Annotated in this window: 17 protein-coding genes; 10 read left to right on the top strand and 7 right to left on the bottom strand. The window is 66.8% G+C overall.

From position 1 onward, the window contains the following. Window positions 1-34 precede the first annotated feature (34 nt). Genes GR303_RS03710 through GR303_RS03700 form a run of 3 tightly spaced genes read right to left on the bottom strand, consistent with a single transcriptional unit; the run spans window position 35 to window position 2,007 of the window. Window positions 35-898, bottom strand: a complete 864-nt coding sequence (locus GR303_RS03710; protein WP_161721343.1) for a carbon-nitrogen hydrolase family protein — start codon at window positions 896-898, stop codon at window positions 35-37. A gap of 18 nt (window positions 899-916) precedes the next feature. After that, a complete protein-coding gene (gene grxC / locus GR303_RS03705; RefSeq protein ID WP_161721344.1) occupies window positions 917-1,174 on the bottom strand; it encodes a glutaredoxin 3 in 258 nt (85 codons plus the stop codon). Between the two features lie 50 nt (window positions 1,175-1,224). Beyond that, on the bottom strand, window positions 1,225-2,007 hold the full coding sequence (locus GR303_RS03700; RefSeq protein ID WP_161721345.1) for a ComF family protein: 783 nt from the start codon (window positions 2,005-2,007) through the stop codon (window positions 1,225-1,227). A 93-nt stretch (window positions 2,008-2,100) separates the two neighbouring features. Between GR303_RS03700 and GR303_RS03695 the strand changes: the two genes are divergently transcribed. The 4 genes from GR303_RS03695 (at window position 2,101) to GR303_RS03680 (ending at window position 5,116) form a co-directional block, all read left to right on the top strand. Next, window positions 2,101-2,985, top strand: a complete 885-nt coding sequence (locus GR303_RS03695; protein ID WP_161721346.1) for a class I SAM-dependent methyltransferase — start codon at window positions 2,101-2,103, stop codon at window positions 2,983-2,985. Window positions 2,986-3,057: 72 nt separating this feature from the next. Next, the gene (locus tag GR303_RS03690) at window positions 3,058-3,423 is read left to right on the top strand and encodes a DUF427 domain-containing protein (RefSeq protein ID WP_161721347.1); all 366 of its coding nucleotides are present in this window, start codon (window positions 3,058-3,060) and stop codon (window positions 3,421-3,423) included. A gap of 95 nt (window positions 3,424-3,518) precedes the next feature. Beyond that, complete coding sequence (locus tag GR303_RS03685) at window positions 3,519-4,667, top strand: iron-containing alcohol dehydrogenase (RefSeq protein WP_161721348.1); 1,149 nt, start codon at window positions 3,519-3,521, stop codon at window positions 4,665-4,667. 8 nt (window positions 4,668-4,675) lie between these two features. Next, on the top strand, window positions 4,676-5,116 hold the full coding sequence (locus GR303_RS03680; protein WP_161721349.1) for an acyl-CoA thioesterase: 441 nt from the start codon (window positions 4,676-4,678) through the stop codon (window positions 5,114-5,116). A gap of 187 nt (window positions 5,117-5,303) precedes the next feature. Here the strand turns inward: GR303_RS03680 and GR303_RS03675 are convergent, their stop codons facing one another. Both GR303_RS03675 and GR303_RS03670 read right to left on the bottom strand, forming a co-directional pair. Further along, window positions 5,304-6,230: a DMT family transporter gene (locus GR303_RS03675; RefSeq protein WP_161721350.1), complete on the bottom strand. Its 927-nt coding sequence runs from the start codon at window positions 6,228-6,230 to the stop codon at window positions 5,304-5,306. Between the two features lie 8 nt (window positions 6,231-6,238). Next, entirely contained in the window at window positions 6,239-6,661 is a 423-nt protein-coding gene (locus GR303_RS03670) for a (deoxy)nucleoside triphosphate pyrophosphohydrolase (RefSeq protein WP_161721351.1), read from the bottom strand. Between the two features lie 66 nt (window positions 6,662-6,727). On the opposite strand from GR303_RS03670, the gene GR303_RS03665 reads away from it, so the two are divergent. Then, the gene (locus tag GR303_RS03665; RefSeq protein ID WP_161721352.1) at window positions 6,728-7,147 is read left to right on the top strand and encodes a hypothetical protein; all 420 of its coding nucleotides are present in this window, start codon (window positions 6,728-6,730) and stop codon (window positions 7,145-7,147) included. On the opposite strand, the gene argJ is transcribed toward GR303_RS03665, so the two are convergent. Then, window positions 7,148-8,389: a bifunctional glutamate N-acetyltransferase/amino-acid acetyltransferase ArgJ gene (argJ, locus tag GR303_RS03660; RefSeq protein ID WP_161721353.1), complete on the bottom strand. Its 1,242-nt coding sequence runs from the start codon at window positions 8,387-8,389 to the stop codon at window positions 7,148-7,150. It lies immediately after the preceding gene. A 165-nt stretch (window positions 8,390-8,554) separates the two neighbouring features. On the opposite strand from argJ, the gene GR303_RS03655 reads away from it, so the two are divergent. After that, window positions 8,555-8,767, top strand: coding sequence for a hypothetical protein (locus GR303_RS03655; RefSeq protein ID WP_161721354.1), 213 nt, complete (start codon window positions 8,555-8,557; stop codon window positions 8,765-8,767). A gap of 211 nt (window positions 8,768-8,978) precedes the next feature. On the opposite strand, the gene GR303_RS03650 is transcribed toward GR303_RS03655, so the two are convergent. Next, a complete protein-coding gene (locus GR303_RS03650; protein WP_201751884.1) occupies window positions 8,979-9,881 on the bottom strand; it encodes a peptidylprolyl isomerase in 903 nt (300 codons plus the stop codon). A 249-nt stretch (window positions 9,882-10,130) separates the two neighbouring features. Here GR303_RS03650 and secA point away from each other — a divergent pair, with 249 nt between their 5' ends. The 4 genes from secA (at window position 10,131) to GR303_RS03630 (ending at window position 15,930) form a co-directional block, all read left to right on the top strand. Then, window positions 10,131-12,944, top strand: a complete 2,814-nt coding sequence (secA, locus tag GR303_RS03645; protein ID WP_161721355.1) for a preprotein translocase subunit SecA — start codon at window positions 10,131-10,133, stop codon at window positions 12,942-12,944. Window positions 12,945-13,052: 108 nt separating this feature from the next. After that, complete coding sequence (locus GR303_RS03640; RefSeq protein WP_161721356.1) at window positions 13,053-14,675, top strand: ABC-F family ATP-binding cassette domain-containing protein; 1,623 nt, start codon at window positions 13,053-13,055, stop codon at window positions 14,673-14,675. A gap of 158 nt (window positions 14,676-14,833) precedes the next feature. After that, window positions 14,834-15,217 carry a response regulator gene (locus tag GR303_RS03635; protein ID WP_161721357.1) on the top strand — a complete coding sequence of 128 codons (384 nt, stop codon included), beginning with the start codon at window positions 14,834-14,836 and terminating at the stop codon, window positions 15,215-15,217. Window positions 15,218-15,222: 5 nt separating this feature from the next. After that, window positions 15,223-15,930: a protein phosphatase CheZ gene (locus tag GR303_RS03630; protein ID WP_161721358.1), complete on the top strand. Its 708-nt coding sequence runs from the start codon at window positions 15,223-15,225 to the stop codon at window positions 15,928-15,930. The last annotated feature ends 86 nt before the right edge of the window (window positions 15,931-16,016 follow it).

Genomic DNA, 16,016 nt, shown 5'->3' with positions numbered 1-16,016 from the left:
AGACGTATGAACTCGGGTGCCAAAAGGGAAGGGATCAGGCGGTGGCCGCCCGATCCGTCTCGATGAGGGGCACGACCTCGACCTTGAAGGGGCGGGCGTTCTTGAGGGTTGGAATGCGCCCGCGCACTTCCGTCACGAGGGCGGTGTCGATTTCGGCCAGGACCACGCCGGGCTCCGTGCCGCCCTCCGCCAGCACCCGGCCCCAAGGATCGACGATCAGCGAATGGCCGTAGGTCTCGCGCCCGTCCTCGTGCAGGCCTCCCTGCGCGGCGGAGATCATGAAGGAGCCGGTCTCGATGGCCCGCGCCCGGTGCAGCACGTGCCAGTGCGCCTCGCCGGTTTGCCTGGTGAAGGCGGCCGGCGCGGAGAGGAACGAGGCACCGTTCTCGGCCAGGGCCTTGTAGAGGGCCGCGAAACGCACGTCGTAGCAGATGGTCATGCCGAGATAGCCCCAGGGCGTCTCGGCGGCCACGGCCGAGGCGCCGCCCGTATAGGTGGCCGATTCGCGCCAGCTCTCCCCGTTCGGCAGATCCACGTCGTAGAGGTGGATCTTGTCGTAGGATGCGACCACGTCGCCGCTCGCGTCGATGAGGAAGGCCCGGTTGGCGACCTTGTCGCCCTCCTTCACGGCGATGGAGCCGATCTGGACCACGATCCCCCGCTCCCGCGCCACCTCGCGCAAGGCTGCCAGCACCGGGTCCTGCGCCTCCGGCCCGACCTTGGAGAACAGCTCGTCCCGGTCCCGGCAGACGAGCGACGTCATCTCCGGCGTCTGGGCGAAATGCGCGCCTTGGTCGGCGGCCTGGCGCACGAGGGCCACCGCGTCGTCGCGGTTCTTCAGGACATTGCGCCCGGAGCGCATCTGGATGCAGGCGGCGGTGAAGCGGGTGGAAGTCATGGGAATCTCAGGTCTCCGTCAGGCCTGCAATAAAGGCTCAAGCTGGCCCCTGTCATCAAGAGCATACAGGTCATCGCAGCCGCCGACATGCTTTTCGCCGATGAAGATCTGCGGCACGGTCGAGCGGCCGTTCGCCCTCTGGATCATCTCGGCGCGGGCTTCCGGGGTCTTCTCGATGTCGACCTCGGTGAATGCCACGCCCTTCTCGCCAAGAAGCTTCTTGGCGGCCGAGCAATAGGGGCACCAGCTCTTCGTGTAGATCGTGATGGCAGGCATGGTCGAAGGTCTCCTGTGGTCGGGAGGATATAGGAAGCTTTGCCCCTTCGTCACAACTCCTTCACCACCCGGGCGAAAGCCAGCACGTCGACGGAAGCCGCCCCGCCCCGCAGCAGGGCCCGGGAGGCGGCGTTGGCGGTGGAGCCGGTGGTCAGCACGTCGTCGACGAGGAGCACCCGCCTGCCCTTCAGGCAAGCCTTGGCGTCCTGGGGTACCCGGAAGGCGCCCTGCAGGTTCTCCTGCCGCTGCGCCTTGGTGAGCCCCACCTGGCGGCGGGTGCGTCTGACGCGGGCGAGCAGGAACGGGTCGCAGGGCACGCCGCTCTCGGCCGAGACGGCCTGCCCCAGGGCCATCGCCTGGTTGAAGCGCCGCCGCCACAGGCGCCAGCGGTGGAGCGGCACGGGCACGATCACGTCCGCGTCGGCAAGAAGCTCCGCGCCGGCGCGGGCCATCATGGCGCCGAGCGCCCGGGCGAGTTCCATCCGGTCGTTGTACTTGAGGCGGTGCACGAGGAGGCTTGCGGTTCCGTCATATTCGGCCACGGCCCGGGCCCGCTGGAAGACGGGCGGATCGGCGATGGCGGCCGGCGAGAGCAGGGGCTGCCCGAGATCGACGGAGAAGGGCGTGCCCAGCCGCTCGCAATAGGGACGCTCGATGAAGTGGATGCCCGCCCAGCAGGTGGCGCACAGGGCATGGGGCTCCCCCGTAGCAGCCTGGCAGGCGATGCAGGTCGGCGGATAGAGGAGCCCCAAGGACGACCGCCAGGCCTCCCGTACCCCCTGGCGGAGGCGGTCCCGAAGCGCGATCGGCGCGGCATCAAGAGGCTCGCTCATGGGGAAAGCTTAGCGGATCGTCGGACGGGGAGGGAAGCGGCCCGCGAAAAAGTCCTTGGACCTTCGCTCCGCACACGCCATATCCAGCGCCTCATGAGCACGCCTCTCGTCTTCGACCGCCCTCTCGTCCGCCGCCGCCTGCTGCGGGCGCTGAACCAGGGCTATGCCGATTTCCTGCTGGTTCGCGCCGTCGAGGACCTGGAGGATCGGCTCGCGACCGTGCTGCGGGACTTCTCCCTCGCCCTCGACGTGGGCACGCCGACGCCGGCAGCAGCGCAGGCCCTGCGCCGGAGCGGCCGCGCCGGGGTGGTGGTGCGCCTGTCGCCGGTGCCGGAGCCCGGAAGCGTCCTGGGCGACGAGGAGCGACTGCCGTTTTCCGGCGAGCGGTTCGATCTCGCCGTCTCGCTCCTGGCCCTGCACTCCGTCAACGACCTGCCGGGTGCGCTCGTCCAGATCCGCCGGGCTCTCAAGCCGGACGGCCTGTTCGTTGGCGCCCTGCTCGGCGGGAGCACGCTCGTCGAACTGCGCCAGGCCCTGACTCAGGCCGAGTCGGAGGTCGAGGGCGGGCTCAGCCCCCGGGTGGCGCCCTTCGCGGACCTGCGCGACATCGGAGGGCTGCTCCAGCGCGCGGGCTTCGCCCTGCCGGTGACGGATTCCGACCTCGTTCGCGTGCGCTACGCCAATGCCTTCGCCCTCATGCGCGACCTGCGCCAGATGGGGCTGACCAATGCGCTCAACGACCGCCGCCGGACGCCGCTGCGGCGCGCCACCCTGATGCGGGCGGCGGAAATCTATGCGGAACGCTTCGGCGAGCCCGACGGTCGGATCCCGGCGACGTTCGAGATCGTCTGGCTCTCCGGCTGGACGCCGCACGAGAGCCAGCAGAAGCCTCTGCGCCCCGGCTCCGCCAGGATGCGGCTTGCCGATGCCCTGGGCGTGAGGGAAGGCGCGCCCAAGCCGGAGCCGGACAAGGGCTGATCCTTCCTTGGGCTGCAACGGGGGAGCCCTATCTTCGTTCTCCAGGGGACTATGTCTTGAGAAGGAAGCGCCATGAAGGAGCCCGGCCCGGATCATCCGATCACCATCACCCAAAATGCGCACCGCATCCGGGTCATGCTCGGCGGCTTCATCGTCGCGGAGACGACGAAGGCGCTCACCCTCCGGGAGGCGACCCTCCCGCCGGTGCAGTACATCCCCCGCGAGGATGTGCGCATGGACCTGCTGGATTCCACCGATCACCGCACCCACTGCCCCTACAAGGGCGACGCCTCCTACTTCACCGTCAACGGCGGCGGGCTCGTGCGCGAGAACGCGGCCTGGAGCTACGAGGAGCCCCATCCCCCGGTCGCTGCGATCAGGGAGCACCTCGCCTTCTACCCGGACAAGGTGGACGCCATCGAGGAGTTCAAGGACTAGGGCGTCCTCCGAAGGACTTAAAGGCAGGCGGGTTGCTGGAGCCTCGGGCCCGGGGCAATCTTCGGCGCAGAGAAGTCCCATTTCGGGAAGAACCCATGCAGCCGTTCACCTTCAACACCGCCCCCTCCCTCGTCTTCGGCTCCGGCAGCATCGCGCGCCTGGGCGAGATCGCGGCCCAGCGCCTCGGGCCGCGGGTGGCGCTCGTGACCGATGCAGGCCTCGTGAAGGCGGGCCTCGTCGCACCGGCCCTCCATGTGCTGGAGCAGGCGGGCATCGCCGTCGACGTGTTCGATGCCGTCGTGGCCGACCCGCCGGAGGAGGTGGTGCTGGCGGCTGTCGCGCAGGCCAGGGCGTTCGATGCCCGGGCGGTCATCGGCTTCGGCGGCGGCTCCTCCATCGACGTGGCCAAGCTCGTGGCGCTGCTGGCCGCAAGCGGCGAGACGCTGTCCGAGATCTACGGCGTCGGCATCGCGAAAGGGCCGCGGCTGCCCCTGCTCGCCGTCCCGACGACGGCAGGCACCGGATCGGAGGTGACGCCGATCTCCATCGTCACCACCGGCACGCACGAGAAGAAGGGCGTGGTCTCTCATCTCATCATTCCGGACGTCGCGCTGCTCGACCCCGATCTCACGCTCGGCCTGCCGCCGCATGTGACGGCGGCCACCGGCATCGACGCCATGGTTCATGCCATCGAGGCCTATACCTCCACGAGCGCCAACAACAACCCGGTCTCGCAGGCGCTGGCGAAGGAGGCGCTGCGCCTGCTCGGCCGCAATATCGAGCGCGCCGTGCATCAGGGCCGCGACCTCGAGGCGCGTTCCGCCATGCTGTTGGGGTCCATGCTGGCCGGCCAGGCCTTCGCCAACTCGCCGGTGGCGGCCGTGCATGCGCTCGCCTATCCCATCGGCGGCCATTTCGGCATTCCGCATGGCCTGTCCAACGCTCTCGTCCTGCCGCATGTGCTGCGCTTCAACGCGAGCGCATGCGAGAAGTCGTACGCGGATCTCGCTCCTTACGCTTTCCCCGAGCTCGAGGGCCGCGCCAGCGCCTCCGCCTTTGTCGAGGCGCTGGCTTCCCTCTGCGCGAAGGTCGGGCTGCAGCCGCGCCTGCGCGACGTCGGGATTCCACAGGATGCGGTGCCAATGATGGCGGAGGACGCCATGAAGCAGACCCGCCTTCTCGTGAACAACCCGCGTCCGCTCACCCTCGAGGATGCGCGCGCGATCTACGACGCAGCCTGGTGAGAGGCCCCATGTCAGACCGCCCCGTGCGCGCCGACCGCTCGGCCTTCCGGCTGTTTCGCCCCATCGCCACCCGCTGGATGGACAACGACGCCTATGGGCACGTGAACAACGTGCACTACTACTCGTATTTCGACTCGGCGGTGAACGGCTGGCTTGTGGAGAAGGGGCTTCTTGCCATTGCCGAGAGCCCTGTCGTCGGTCTCGTGGTGGAGTCGGGCTGCAGCTATTTCGAGAGCGTCGCCTTTCCCGACGCGCTCGAAGCCGGCCTGGCGGTAGCCCATCTCGGGCGCTCATCCGTGCGCTACCGGATCGGGATCTTCAAGAAGGGTTCGGCGCTGGCGGCGGCGCAGGGGCATTTCGTCCATGTCTATGTGGACCGCGCCACCCAGCGGCCGGTGGAGATCCCGCCGGCGACGCGCGAGGCCCTCGCGATGCTCCAGGGGCCTTGAGGGCTGCGCGGGCGGTCAGCCGTAGGCCAGCATCACCGTGATCAAGGCGCCGAGGGAGACGACCCCGGCGGCAAAGCCGGCAACGGTCAGCGCGTTGTTGAAATCCCTGCGGTCCATGGAAGGCCTCCTGAGGACGTGTCCCTAACGCTGCAGGCGGGCAATGGTCTCAGCGTGGCGCCGCCGCCGATCAGCGCACGCGTCCGAGCCGGCCGCTCAAGGACACGAGCGCAACGCCCGTCAGCACCACGGCTCCGCCGATCATCTCGCGCAGGCCGATCCGCTCGTTCAGGAAGAGAACCGCGAGAGCCGCCGTCCAGACCGGCTGGAGATAGCCGACCATCGAGGCCCGGGTCGGACCGGCGCGGCGGATGAGCCGCATGAAGAGCAGGATGGGCAGGGCGGTCGAGACGATGCCGAGCGCCAGCAGCGGGGCCGCGCTGCCGGGCACGGCCGCGAAAGTGGAAGGGCCTGCGACGACGAGCGCCAGCGCGGTCGCCGGAATGGCGGAGCAGATCTGCTGACCGAGGGCGAGCCGGGCCGGGTCCGCTTGCCTGATCGAGCGAACATAAAGGTTCGCCGTCGCATAGCTGAGGGCGGTCGCCACCATCGTCAGCGCGCCCCGGGCGCTGATGCCGCTGTCCGGCAGAGCTGCAGGCCCGATGAGAATACCCATGCCTGCGAGGCCAACGACGACGCCCACGAAGCGACGCGGGGTCAGCCGCTCGTCCGCGTAAAGCAGGTGCGACAGAACCGCGACGATGAGCGGTCCGGACGCCTGGATCATGGCCGCAGGAGCGGTTCCGATCTGGGTCAGCGCATGTGCCGTCAAGACGTTCGGGATCCAGCCGTTAAGGGCACCGAGAATCACCCAATGGTGCCATTGGCCGTTATCGGGGCGGAAGCTCTTGGCCTGCACGGCGAACCACAAGGCCAAGGCGGACGCACCGATGAGGCCACGGATGGCGGCCAGCACGAAAGGGTTTATGTCTCCGCTCAGCTTGATGAACAGGAAGGAGGTGGACCACAGCATCGAGCAGACGAGGAGGTTCGTCGCCATGAAGACCGGGGTCGGGGCTGCGGGAAGCGTGCCGGCTTCCCCGGCGGGGGCGGACATGCGCGACCTCAGACCAGGAGATCGACGAGGAAGGGAATCAGCGGCTCGTCCGCCGGCGGCATGGGGTAGTGGCGCAGCTCCCCCGCCTTCACCCATTTGAGCGCCTGCCCTTCGAGCGGCTGCACGAAGCCCTCCCAGCGCCGGCAGACATAGAGCGGCATGAGCAGGTGGAAGGTCTCGTAGGGATAGCTCGCGAAGGTGAGCGGCGCGAGGCAGGGCTCCTTCACGGCGATCCCGAGCTCCTCGGAGAGCTCCCGGATCAGCGTCTCTTCCGGCCGCTCGCCCGGCTCGACCTTTCCGCCGGGAAACTCCCACAGGCCCGCGAGCTGCTTCCCTTCGGGTCGCTGGGCCAGGAGGATGCGGTTATCCGCGTCGATCAGGGCGACGGCAACGACGAGGGTGAGCTTGAGAGGAAATGGAGCACGGGTCATGGCTTCACTCCTTCTCAAGACTTGCGGGCAAACGCAACACGACTAGTCAGGCAAAGATCATCATGTATGTTAATGCTGCAACATAACGCATGGGTGCATGTTATGGTTTCGAGGATCAGGATGGGGGCGGCTGCACTCTGCGGTGCGGTCATGGGATTTGCCGGTGTCGCCCGGGCCGAGTGCAAAGGACCAGCATTCATCATTCCCGGCAACCTTGCAGAAATCGAGGTGCCGCTGACAGTCAAGGCAGGAACAGGCTGTGGATTCGGCGTCAGTGGCGTTCCCGGGGCCATCGAAGATGTGCAAATCACTCAGCAGCCCAAAACCGGCCGGGCTAGCGTGCAGAACTTGAGACCTGTTTACGTCGCCAAGCCTGGCTATCAAGGACCTGATGAGTTCACCTATACCTACATCGGCAAGGATCAGTATGGAGGTCCGATGAAGGTTTCCGTTAAACGGAAGATCACTGTTGTTCCAAGCTTCTGATCAGCTCCGGTAGTCGCCGTTGATCTCCACGTAGGCCTTGGTGAGGTCGCAGGTCCAGGCGGTGGCCTCGCCGCGGCCGAGGCCGAGATCCACGCGGATCGTGATCTCGTCGCCCTTCATGTAGGCGGAGGTCCTCTCCTCGCTGTACTCCGGATCGCGGGCGCCCTTCACCGCCACCCGGATGTCGCCGAACCAGATGGCGAGCTTGTCCCGCTCGGCGGGCTCGCCCGCCTTGCCCACGGCCATCACCACGCGGCCCCAGTTGGCGTCCTCGCCGGCCACCGCGGTCTTCACCAGCGGGGAGTTGGCGATGGCCATCGCGATGCGCTTGGCCGAGGTCGCGCCCGTGGCGCCGGTCACCTTCACGGTCACGAACTTGCGCGCGCCCTCGCCGTCGCGGGCGACCTGCTGGGCAAGGTCGCAGAGCAGGCTCTCGAGCGCCGCCCGGAATTCCTTGAGGCGCCGGTCGCTCGGCAGGGAGATCGAAGGCGCCCCCCTGGCGGCGGCGGTGCCCGTGGCAAAGAAGAGCAGCGTGTCGGAGGTGGAGGTGTCGCTGTCCACCGTCACGCAGTTGAAGCTCTTGTCGGCGCCCTTCTTGAGCAGGGCCTGCAGAACGGGGGCCGCGATGGGCGCATCGGTGAACACGAAGGAGAGCATGGTCGCCATGTCGGGGGCGATCATGCCGGCGCCCTTGGCGATGCCGTTGATCGTGACCGGAACGCCGCCGATGGTGGCGGTGCGGGTCGCCACCTTCGGGAAGGTGTCGGTGGTCATGATCGCCCGGGCGGCATCGAGCCAGGCGGTGGGCTTCGCCTTCTTCTCGCAGGCCTCCAGAACGCCCTGGAACTTCGTGGCGTCGAGCGGCTCGCCGATGACGCCGGTGGAGGCGATGAACACCTGGGACGCGCGGCAGCCCGCCGCTTCGGCGGCGATGTCGGCGGTGAGCTTCACGGCCTCGGCGCCCTTCTTGCCGGTGAAGGCGTTGGCGTTGCCCGAGTTCACCACCAGCGCCCGCGCCGTGCCCTTGCCTAAGTTCTTGCGGCACCAGTCCACCGGGGCCGAGGGGCACTTGGAGCGGGTGAAGACGCCGGCCACCGCCGTGTCCTTGGGCAGGGTCACGTAGAGCACGTCCGTGCGGTTCTTGTACCGGATGCCGGCCTCTGCCGTCGCGATCCTGACGCCCTCGAGAGCGGGAAGCGTCGGGGTCGACTTGGGCGCAAGCGGCGACACGGTCTTGGACATGGGACACCCGGAGGAGAGGCTGTGGAGATATGACGTTGCGAGCGCGACCTGCGGTTTTTTAAGGGTTCTTGTCAAGTGCAAGCTTCACCGAAGGGCCTTGTCGCAGGCGCGGAACGACGCCCCGGCCCTGCCGTTGACCCGGTCCGACAGCAAAGGAGGCCTCCCGTGACAGGCAAGCATCCCAAGACCCAACCGCAGCAGCGCCCCCGCAGCGATTTGGAAGTCGATCCGGGCATCGGGCGTTCGAAGGGCACGACCATGAGCGGCGAGGATCCGCGCGATCTCGACGGCGGCTCCACCTTTCAGGGCGATGTCGAGAACCAGACCAACCGGGAAGGCGGCGTCGATCCGGGCCGGGTGGGCCGGAAGAACAAGTGATTCCTCCGCACTGTCATTCCGGGCTCCGCTAGCGGAGCCCGGAATCCATAAACACTAACGTCGCAGGGCAAGCGAAGCGGCTGCCCTGGTGTTTCACGTTCGACCGTCGTGCTTATGGATCCCCGCCTTCGCGGGGATGACAGTGGAGCGGCAGGTAAATGAAAAGGGCAGCCCCTAGGCTGCCCTTGAACTTGCCCAAAACCTTAAAAGCTTACTGCTGCTTCTGCTCGACGAGGTTGCCCTTGTCGTCCAGGCGCTCGATCTTGGCGTTCTTGCGCAGGCCGAGGATCAGGTCCTGCTGCGCCTTGCGGGCGAGGTAGGTCTCCACCTGGTCCTTCGTCTCCTCGAAGCTCGGCGCCGGCTTGGTGCGCTTCTCCTCGACCTTGATCACGTGCCAGCCGAACTGGCTCTTCACCGGCTCGGAGATCTGGCCGGGCTCGAGCTTGAAGGCAGCCTCGGCGAAGGGCTCGACCATGCGGTCCTTGGTGAAGAAGCCGAGGTCGCCGCCGTCGGTCTTCGAGCCGGGGTCCTTGGAGACCTCGCCGGCCACCTTGGCGAAGTCCTCGCCGCCCTTCACGCGGGTGGCGATCTTCTTCGCCTCGTCCTCGTTCTCCACGAGGATATGACGGGCACGGACCTCCTGTTCGGCCGGGATGCTCTTGACCGTCTCGTCGTAGAGCTTGCGGGCGGCCTCCGGAGTCACGGCCTTCTTGGCCTCCTGGTCGAGATAGGCGTCGAGCAGGGTCTTGTCCCGGTTGTAGGCGAGCTTGCGGGCGAATTCGGCCCCGTTGCCGACCTTGGCCGCCTCGGCGGCCTTGGCGCCGAGCTTCAGGTCGATCAGGTAGCCGGTGAGCAGCTCGCGCTTCTGCTCGTCGGGCACGTTCGGCATCTGCAGGGCTGCGTCCTCGGCCGCGATGGCGAGATCCCCCTCCGTGATCTCGATGCCGTTGACGCGGGCCACCACCTTGGCGGGGTCCACGGCGGGAACGGCCGCCGGCGAGGTGGCGGGGGCCGAGGAGGGAGCGGGGGTCTGGGCGAGGGCGGCGCCGGCCAGGAGCGGCAGGGCGGCGCCGAGGGTCAGAAGGCTCTTCCGGAGCGTAAGTGAGCGGGACATTGGGTTTCCTCTGGTGAGCGTGGTCGCCCACGGACAGCGACGATCAGATGGCGGAATGTGTTTACGTTTGCAAGTGATGGCATATTTATGTCACAGCATCGCCGCTCGCGGGGTCTTGAACGACCCTTCCGGGCAGGGCTCGGGCCTGCGCCACTGACGGCACAGGCTTTAAGATGCACTCTGGCATGATTAGGTCTATAAGGCGGCGCAAACGCCCCTTGTCTCTTTACGGAATTTCGAAGGCTCCCGATGTTCGGTTCTCTCGCGAAGAAAATCTTTGGCTCGGTCAACGATCGCCGGCTGAAGTCCTACCGGCCCAGGATTGCGGCCATCAACGCGATGGAGGCCGAGCTGGAGGCCCTGTCCGACGAGCAGCTCCGCGCCCGCACGGCGGACTTCAAGGCTCAGCTCGCCGCCGGCAAGACCCTGGACGACATCCTGGTCCCCGCCTTCGCCACCGTCCGCGAGGCCGCCAAGCGCACCCTCGGCCAACGCCACTTCGACGTCCAGCTCATCGGCGGCATGGTCCTCCACGAGGGCGCCATCGCCGAGATGCGCACCGGCGAGGGCAAGACCCTGGTGGCGACCCTGCCGGTCTACCTGAACGCGCTCGCCGGCAAGGGCGTCCACGTGGTGACCGTGAACGACTACCTCGCCCGCCGCGACGCGGAGTGGATGGGCCAGATCTACCGCTTCCTGGGGCTCTCGGTCGGCGTGATCGTCCACGGGCTCGACGATTCCGAGCGCGCCGCGGCCTATGCGGCCGACATCACCTACGGCACCAACAACGAATACGGTTTCGACTACCTGCGCGACAACATGAAGTACGAGATGGCGCAGATGGTCCAGCGGGGCCACAACTTCGCCATCGTGGACGAGGTGGACTCGATCCTCATCGATGAGGCCCGCACCCCGCTCATCATCTCCGGTCCGCTGGACGACCGCTCGGACCTCTACAACGCCATCGACAAGGTCATCCCGCGCCTCGACAAGGCCGATTACGAGGTGGACGAGAAGCAGCGCTCCGTGGCCCTGACCGAGGCCGGCACGGAGAAGATCGAGGAGCTTCTGCGCGCCGAGGGCCTGCTCAAGGAGGGCGATCTCTACGACGCCCAGAACGCCACCCTCGTTCACCACATGAACCAGGCGCTGCGCGCCCACACCCTGTTCCAGCGCGACAAGGACTACATCGTCCGCAACGGCGAGGTGGTGATCATCGACGAGTTCACCGGCCGCATGATGCCGGGCCGCCGCTACTCGGAAGGCCTGCACCAGGCGCTCGAGGCCAAAGAGCGTGTCCAGGTCCAGCCGGAGAACCAGACGCTCGCTTCCATCACGTTCCAGAACTACTTCCGCCTCTACGACAAGCTCGGCGGCATGACCGGCACGGCGGCGACCGAGGCCGACGAGTTCCTTGAGATCTACAACCTGGAGGTGGTCGAGATCCCGACCAACCGCCCCGTCGCCCGTGTCGACGAGGACGACGAGGTCTACCGGACCATGGAGGAGCGCTACCAGGCGGTGATCCGCGACATCGAGGCGTCCTCCGCCCGCGGGCAGCCGATCCTGGTGGGCACCACATCCATCGAGAAGTCCGAGCTTCTGGCCGAGATGCTGATCAAGGAGGGCTACAAGCTCATCAACTTCGAGGATCCACAGGCCCTCGAACCCCTCTACCGGGACGCCCGCGCGGGGCGCGGCACCAAGCACTTCGCGGTGCTCAACGCCCGCTTCCACGAGCAGGAGGCCTTCATCGTCGCCCAGGCCGGCGTGCCAGGCGCGATTACGATCGCCACCAACATGGCCGGCCGCGGCACCGACATCCAGCTCGGCGGCAACGCCAAGATGCGCATCGAGCGCGAGCTTGCCGGCATCGAGGGCGAGGAGCGCGCGCGGCGCGAGAAGGAGATCCTCGACGAGGTCGCATCCTTCAAGGAGAAGGCGCTCGCCGCCGGCGGCCTTTACGTGCTCGGCACCGAGCGCCACGAGTCGCGGCGCATCGACAACCAGCTGCGCGGCCGCTCCGGCCGTCAGGGCGATCCGGGCCGCTCCAAGTTCTACCTGTCGCTCCAGGACGACCTGATGCGCATCTTCGGCTCTGACCGCATGGACGGCATGCTGCAGAAGCTGGGTCTGAAGGAAGGCGAGGCCATCATCCATCCGTGGATCAACAAGGCCATCGAACGGGCGCAGGCGAAGGTCGAGGCGCGCAACTTCGACATCCGCAAGAACATCCTGAAATACGACAACGTCATGAACGACCAGCGCAAGGTCGTGTTCGAGCAGCGCAAGGAGTTCATGGCCCAGGAGAGCGTGCGCGAGACCATCGACGACATGCGCCACGGCGTGATCGAGGACATCGTCGCCCGCGCCATGCCCGAACAGGCCTATCCCGAGCAGTGGGACATCGCAGGCCTCAAGCAGAACGTGCTCAACTTCCTCAACCTCGACCTGCCGGTCGAGGAATGGGCGAAGGAGGAGGGCATCGCCGACGACGAGATCCGCGAGCGCATCACCAAGGCCGCCGACGAGGCCTATGCGCAGCGTGTCGAGGCCAACACCTCCGAGGTCATGAACTACGTGGAGAAGCAGGTTCTGCTCCAGAGCCTCGATCATCTCTGGCGCGAGCATCTCGTGACCCTCGACCACCTGCGCCAGGTCATCGGCTGGCGCGGCATGGCCCAGCGCGACCCGCTCAACGAGTACAAGTCCGAGGCCTTCGAGCTGTTCAACGCCCTGATCGGGCACCTGCGCGAGCAGGTGACCGGCCAGCTCATGCGCATCCAGGTGGTGTTCCAGCAGCCGGAGCCGCAGGAGCTGCCGCCCATGTTCCCGCAGCATCTCGATCCGGCCACCGGCGAGAACGAGTTCGACATGCCGCAAGGGAGCGCCTTCGGGGCTGGCCCGGCCGGAGGCTTTGCCGCCGCCGATGCCGGAACCCGGCCCTCGTCGGGCCGCGACCCGAACGATCCCTCCACCTGGGGCCGGGTGAGCCGCAACGAGCCCTGCCCCTGCGGCTCGGGCAAGAAGTTCAAGCACTGCCACGGGCAGTTCGTGGCTTAAGCCGCCACAATCTGAACCGCCTCATGCAAAGCCCGGCCCCGTGGCCGGGCTTTTGCTACGCCGCCCGTGCCATAAGGCCGTCGTCACCTTTTCAAGCCTCAAAGATCCATGATTCGCATCGAGAACGTCAGCAAGCAGAACAGCCACCGGATCCTCTTCATCGAGGCCTCGGGCACGCTCCAGAAGGGGGAGAAAATCGGCCTGGTCGGCCCCAACGGCGCGGGCAAGACCACGCTCTTTCGCATGATCACCCGGGAGGAGCAGCCGGACGAGGGGCAGATCTCCGTCGATCGCGGGATCACCATCGGCTATTTCAGCCAGGATGTGGGCGAGATGGCGGGCCGCAGCTCCGTCGCCGAGGTGATGGAGGGCGCAGGACCCGTGAGCGCCGTGGCGGCGGAGCTGCGTGCGCTGGAGGCCGCCATGGTCGATCCAGAGAGGGCGGGCGAGCTCGACACCATCATCGAGCGCTACGGCGAGGTGCAGGCACGCTACGAGGAGCTCGACGGCTATTCGCTGGAAGGCCGGGCGCGCGAGGTGCTGGCGGGGCTGGGCTTCTCCCAGGAGATGATGGACGGTGACGTGGGCGCCCTGTCCGGCGGCTGGAAGATGCGCGTGGCGCTCGCCCGCATCCTGCTCATGCGCCCCGACGTGATGCTCCTCGACGAGCCGAGCAACCATCTCGACATCGAGAGCCTCATCTGGCTTGAGGACTTCCTCAAGGGCTATGACGGCGCGCTGCTGATGACCTCGCACGACCGCGCCTTCATGAACCGCATCGTCAACAAGATCATCGAGATCGACGGCGGCGCGCTCACCACCTATTCCGGCGACTACGAGTTCTACGAGCAGCAGCGCGCGCTCAGCGAGCAGCAGCAGCAGGCCCAGTACGAGCGCCAGCAGGCGATGCTCGCCAAGGAGATCAAGTTCATCGAACGCTTCAAGGCGCGCGCCTCCCATGCGGCGCAGGTGCAGAGCCGGGTGAAGAAGCTGGAGAAGATCGACCGCGTGGAGCCGCCCAAGCGCCGGCAATCCGTGGCCTTCGAGTTCCTGCCGGCCCCGCGCTCGGGCGACGACGTGGTCGTCCTGAAGAACGTCCACAAGCGCTATGGCAGCCGCAGCATCTACGAGGGATTGGATTTCGGGGTGCGCCGCAAGGAGCGCTGGTGCGTCATGGGCATCAACGGCGCAGGCAAGTCAACGCTCCTGAAGCTCGTGACGGGGGCCGCCGCGCCCGACGAGGGATCCGTCACCATCGGCGCCAGCGTGAAGATGGGCTATTTCGCCCAGCACGCCATGGAGGTGCTGGACGGCGACCGCACGGTGTTCGAGTTCTTGGAGGATTCCTTCCCGCAGGCCGGGCAGGGCTCCTTGCGCACGCTTGCCGGCTGCTTCGGCTTCTCGGGCGACGACGCGGAGAAGAAGTGCCGGGTGCTCTCGGGCGGCGAGAAGGCGCGCCTCGTCATGGCGAAGATGCTCTACGACCCGCCGAATTTCTTGGTTCTCGACGAGCCCACGAACCATCTGGACATGGCGACGAAGGAGATGCTGATCGAGGCGCTGTCCAAGTACGAGGGCACCATGCTCTTTGTCTCCCACGACCGCCACTTCCTCAGCGCCCTGTCCAACCGGGTCCTGGAACTCACGCCGGAGGGCATCCACCAGTATGGCGGCGGCTACACCGAATACGTGGCACGCACCGGGCAGGAGGCCCCAGGCCTGCGGCACTGAAGCATCGGATCCAAGAGTGGATCGGCTCGGCGGGCCGTTCCCAGCCATGCAAGCATCGCGCAAGCATGGTTCCGTAGAGTGAGGTTGCAACCTTTTCTGAAGAGATATGGGGCATGATCCTGCCTCGGTCTCCACCTTACTCAACGGACTGAAACATTATGGCATTGAATACGGCTCTTCCGGTGCTCATCGTCGACGATTATCAGACGATGCTGCGCATCATCCGCAACCTCCTGAAGCAGATCGGCTTCAACGACGTCGACGAGGCCAAGGACGGCTCCGAGGCCCTCGGGAAGCTCAAGGAGAAGAAGTACGGTCTGGTGATCTCCGACTGGAACATGGCGCCCATGACCGGCTTCGAGCTCCTGCAGAAGGTGCGCGCCGACGCGGAGCTCAACAGCCTCCCCTTCATCATGATCACCGCAGAGGCGAAGACCGAGAACGTGGTCGCTGCCAAGCAGGCTGGCGTCAACAACTACATCGTCAAGCCCTTCAATGCGGAGACCCTGCGCTCGAAGATCGCCGCCGTCCTGGGTGAGTAGCCGCCATGCGCCTGCCGCCACCTGCTTCCTTCGACCCCTTGAGCCTCGACCTCCTGGCTCAATCGCGCGAGAGCGTCGCGGCCCGGCGTCACGCCGAGATCATGCGCGGCCTCACCGCTATCCATGCGGCCCTCGAGCCGAGCAGCGGGGCCTCGAAGGCCCTTCTGGACCAGATCAAGAGCGATCTGCGCGAGGCTCTTCATCTCAAGGAAGAGCTCGACGCCATCACCGAGTCGATCCAGCGCACCAAGCAGGAGATCGCCACCCTGCATTCCCGCACGCCGGGCGGCCAGGTGACCAGCGTCACCGACGAGCTGGGTGCCGTGGTCTCCGGCACGGAAGCGGCCACCCACAACATCCTGACGGCGGCCGAGGAGATCGATGAGATCACGAGCCAACTCGCACCGCGCCTTGCGGGCGAGGATGCCGAACTGGCCCAGCGGATCTCCGACCGGGTGATCACGATCTTCGAGGCCTGCAACTTCCAGGACATTACGGGCCAGCGCATCAGCAAGGTCGTGGGCTCGATGAAGTTCATCGAGGAGCGCGTGAACCGGATGGTGCAGATCTGGGGCGGCCTGGACAGCTTCAGCGACGTGGAAGCACTCCAGCTGCCGGAGCGGGAAGGAGACGAAGCGCTCCTGAACGGACCGGCCCTCGACAACGATCCCAACCGCACCTCCCAGGACGCCATCGACGCCCTGTTCGGGTGAACCCGGCACACCAGACCAAGCCTTCAAGCGCCGCCCATCGGGCGGCGTTTGCTTTTCCCGTGGGCTCAATCGGTGCCTGCGGAGAA

Origin of the sequence: Microvirga arsenatis, assembly GCF_009910705.1 — a bacterium.
GTDB lineage: Bacteria > Pseudomonadota > Alphaproteobacteria > Rhizobiales > Beijerinckiaceae > Microvirga > Microvirga arsenatis.
The sequence above is the reverse complement of the archived record's forward strand: the minus strand, read 5'-3'. Positions and strand labels throughout refer to the sequence as shown.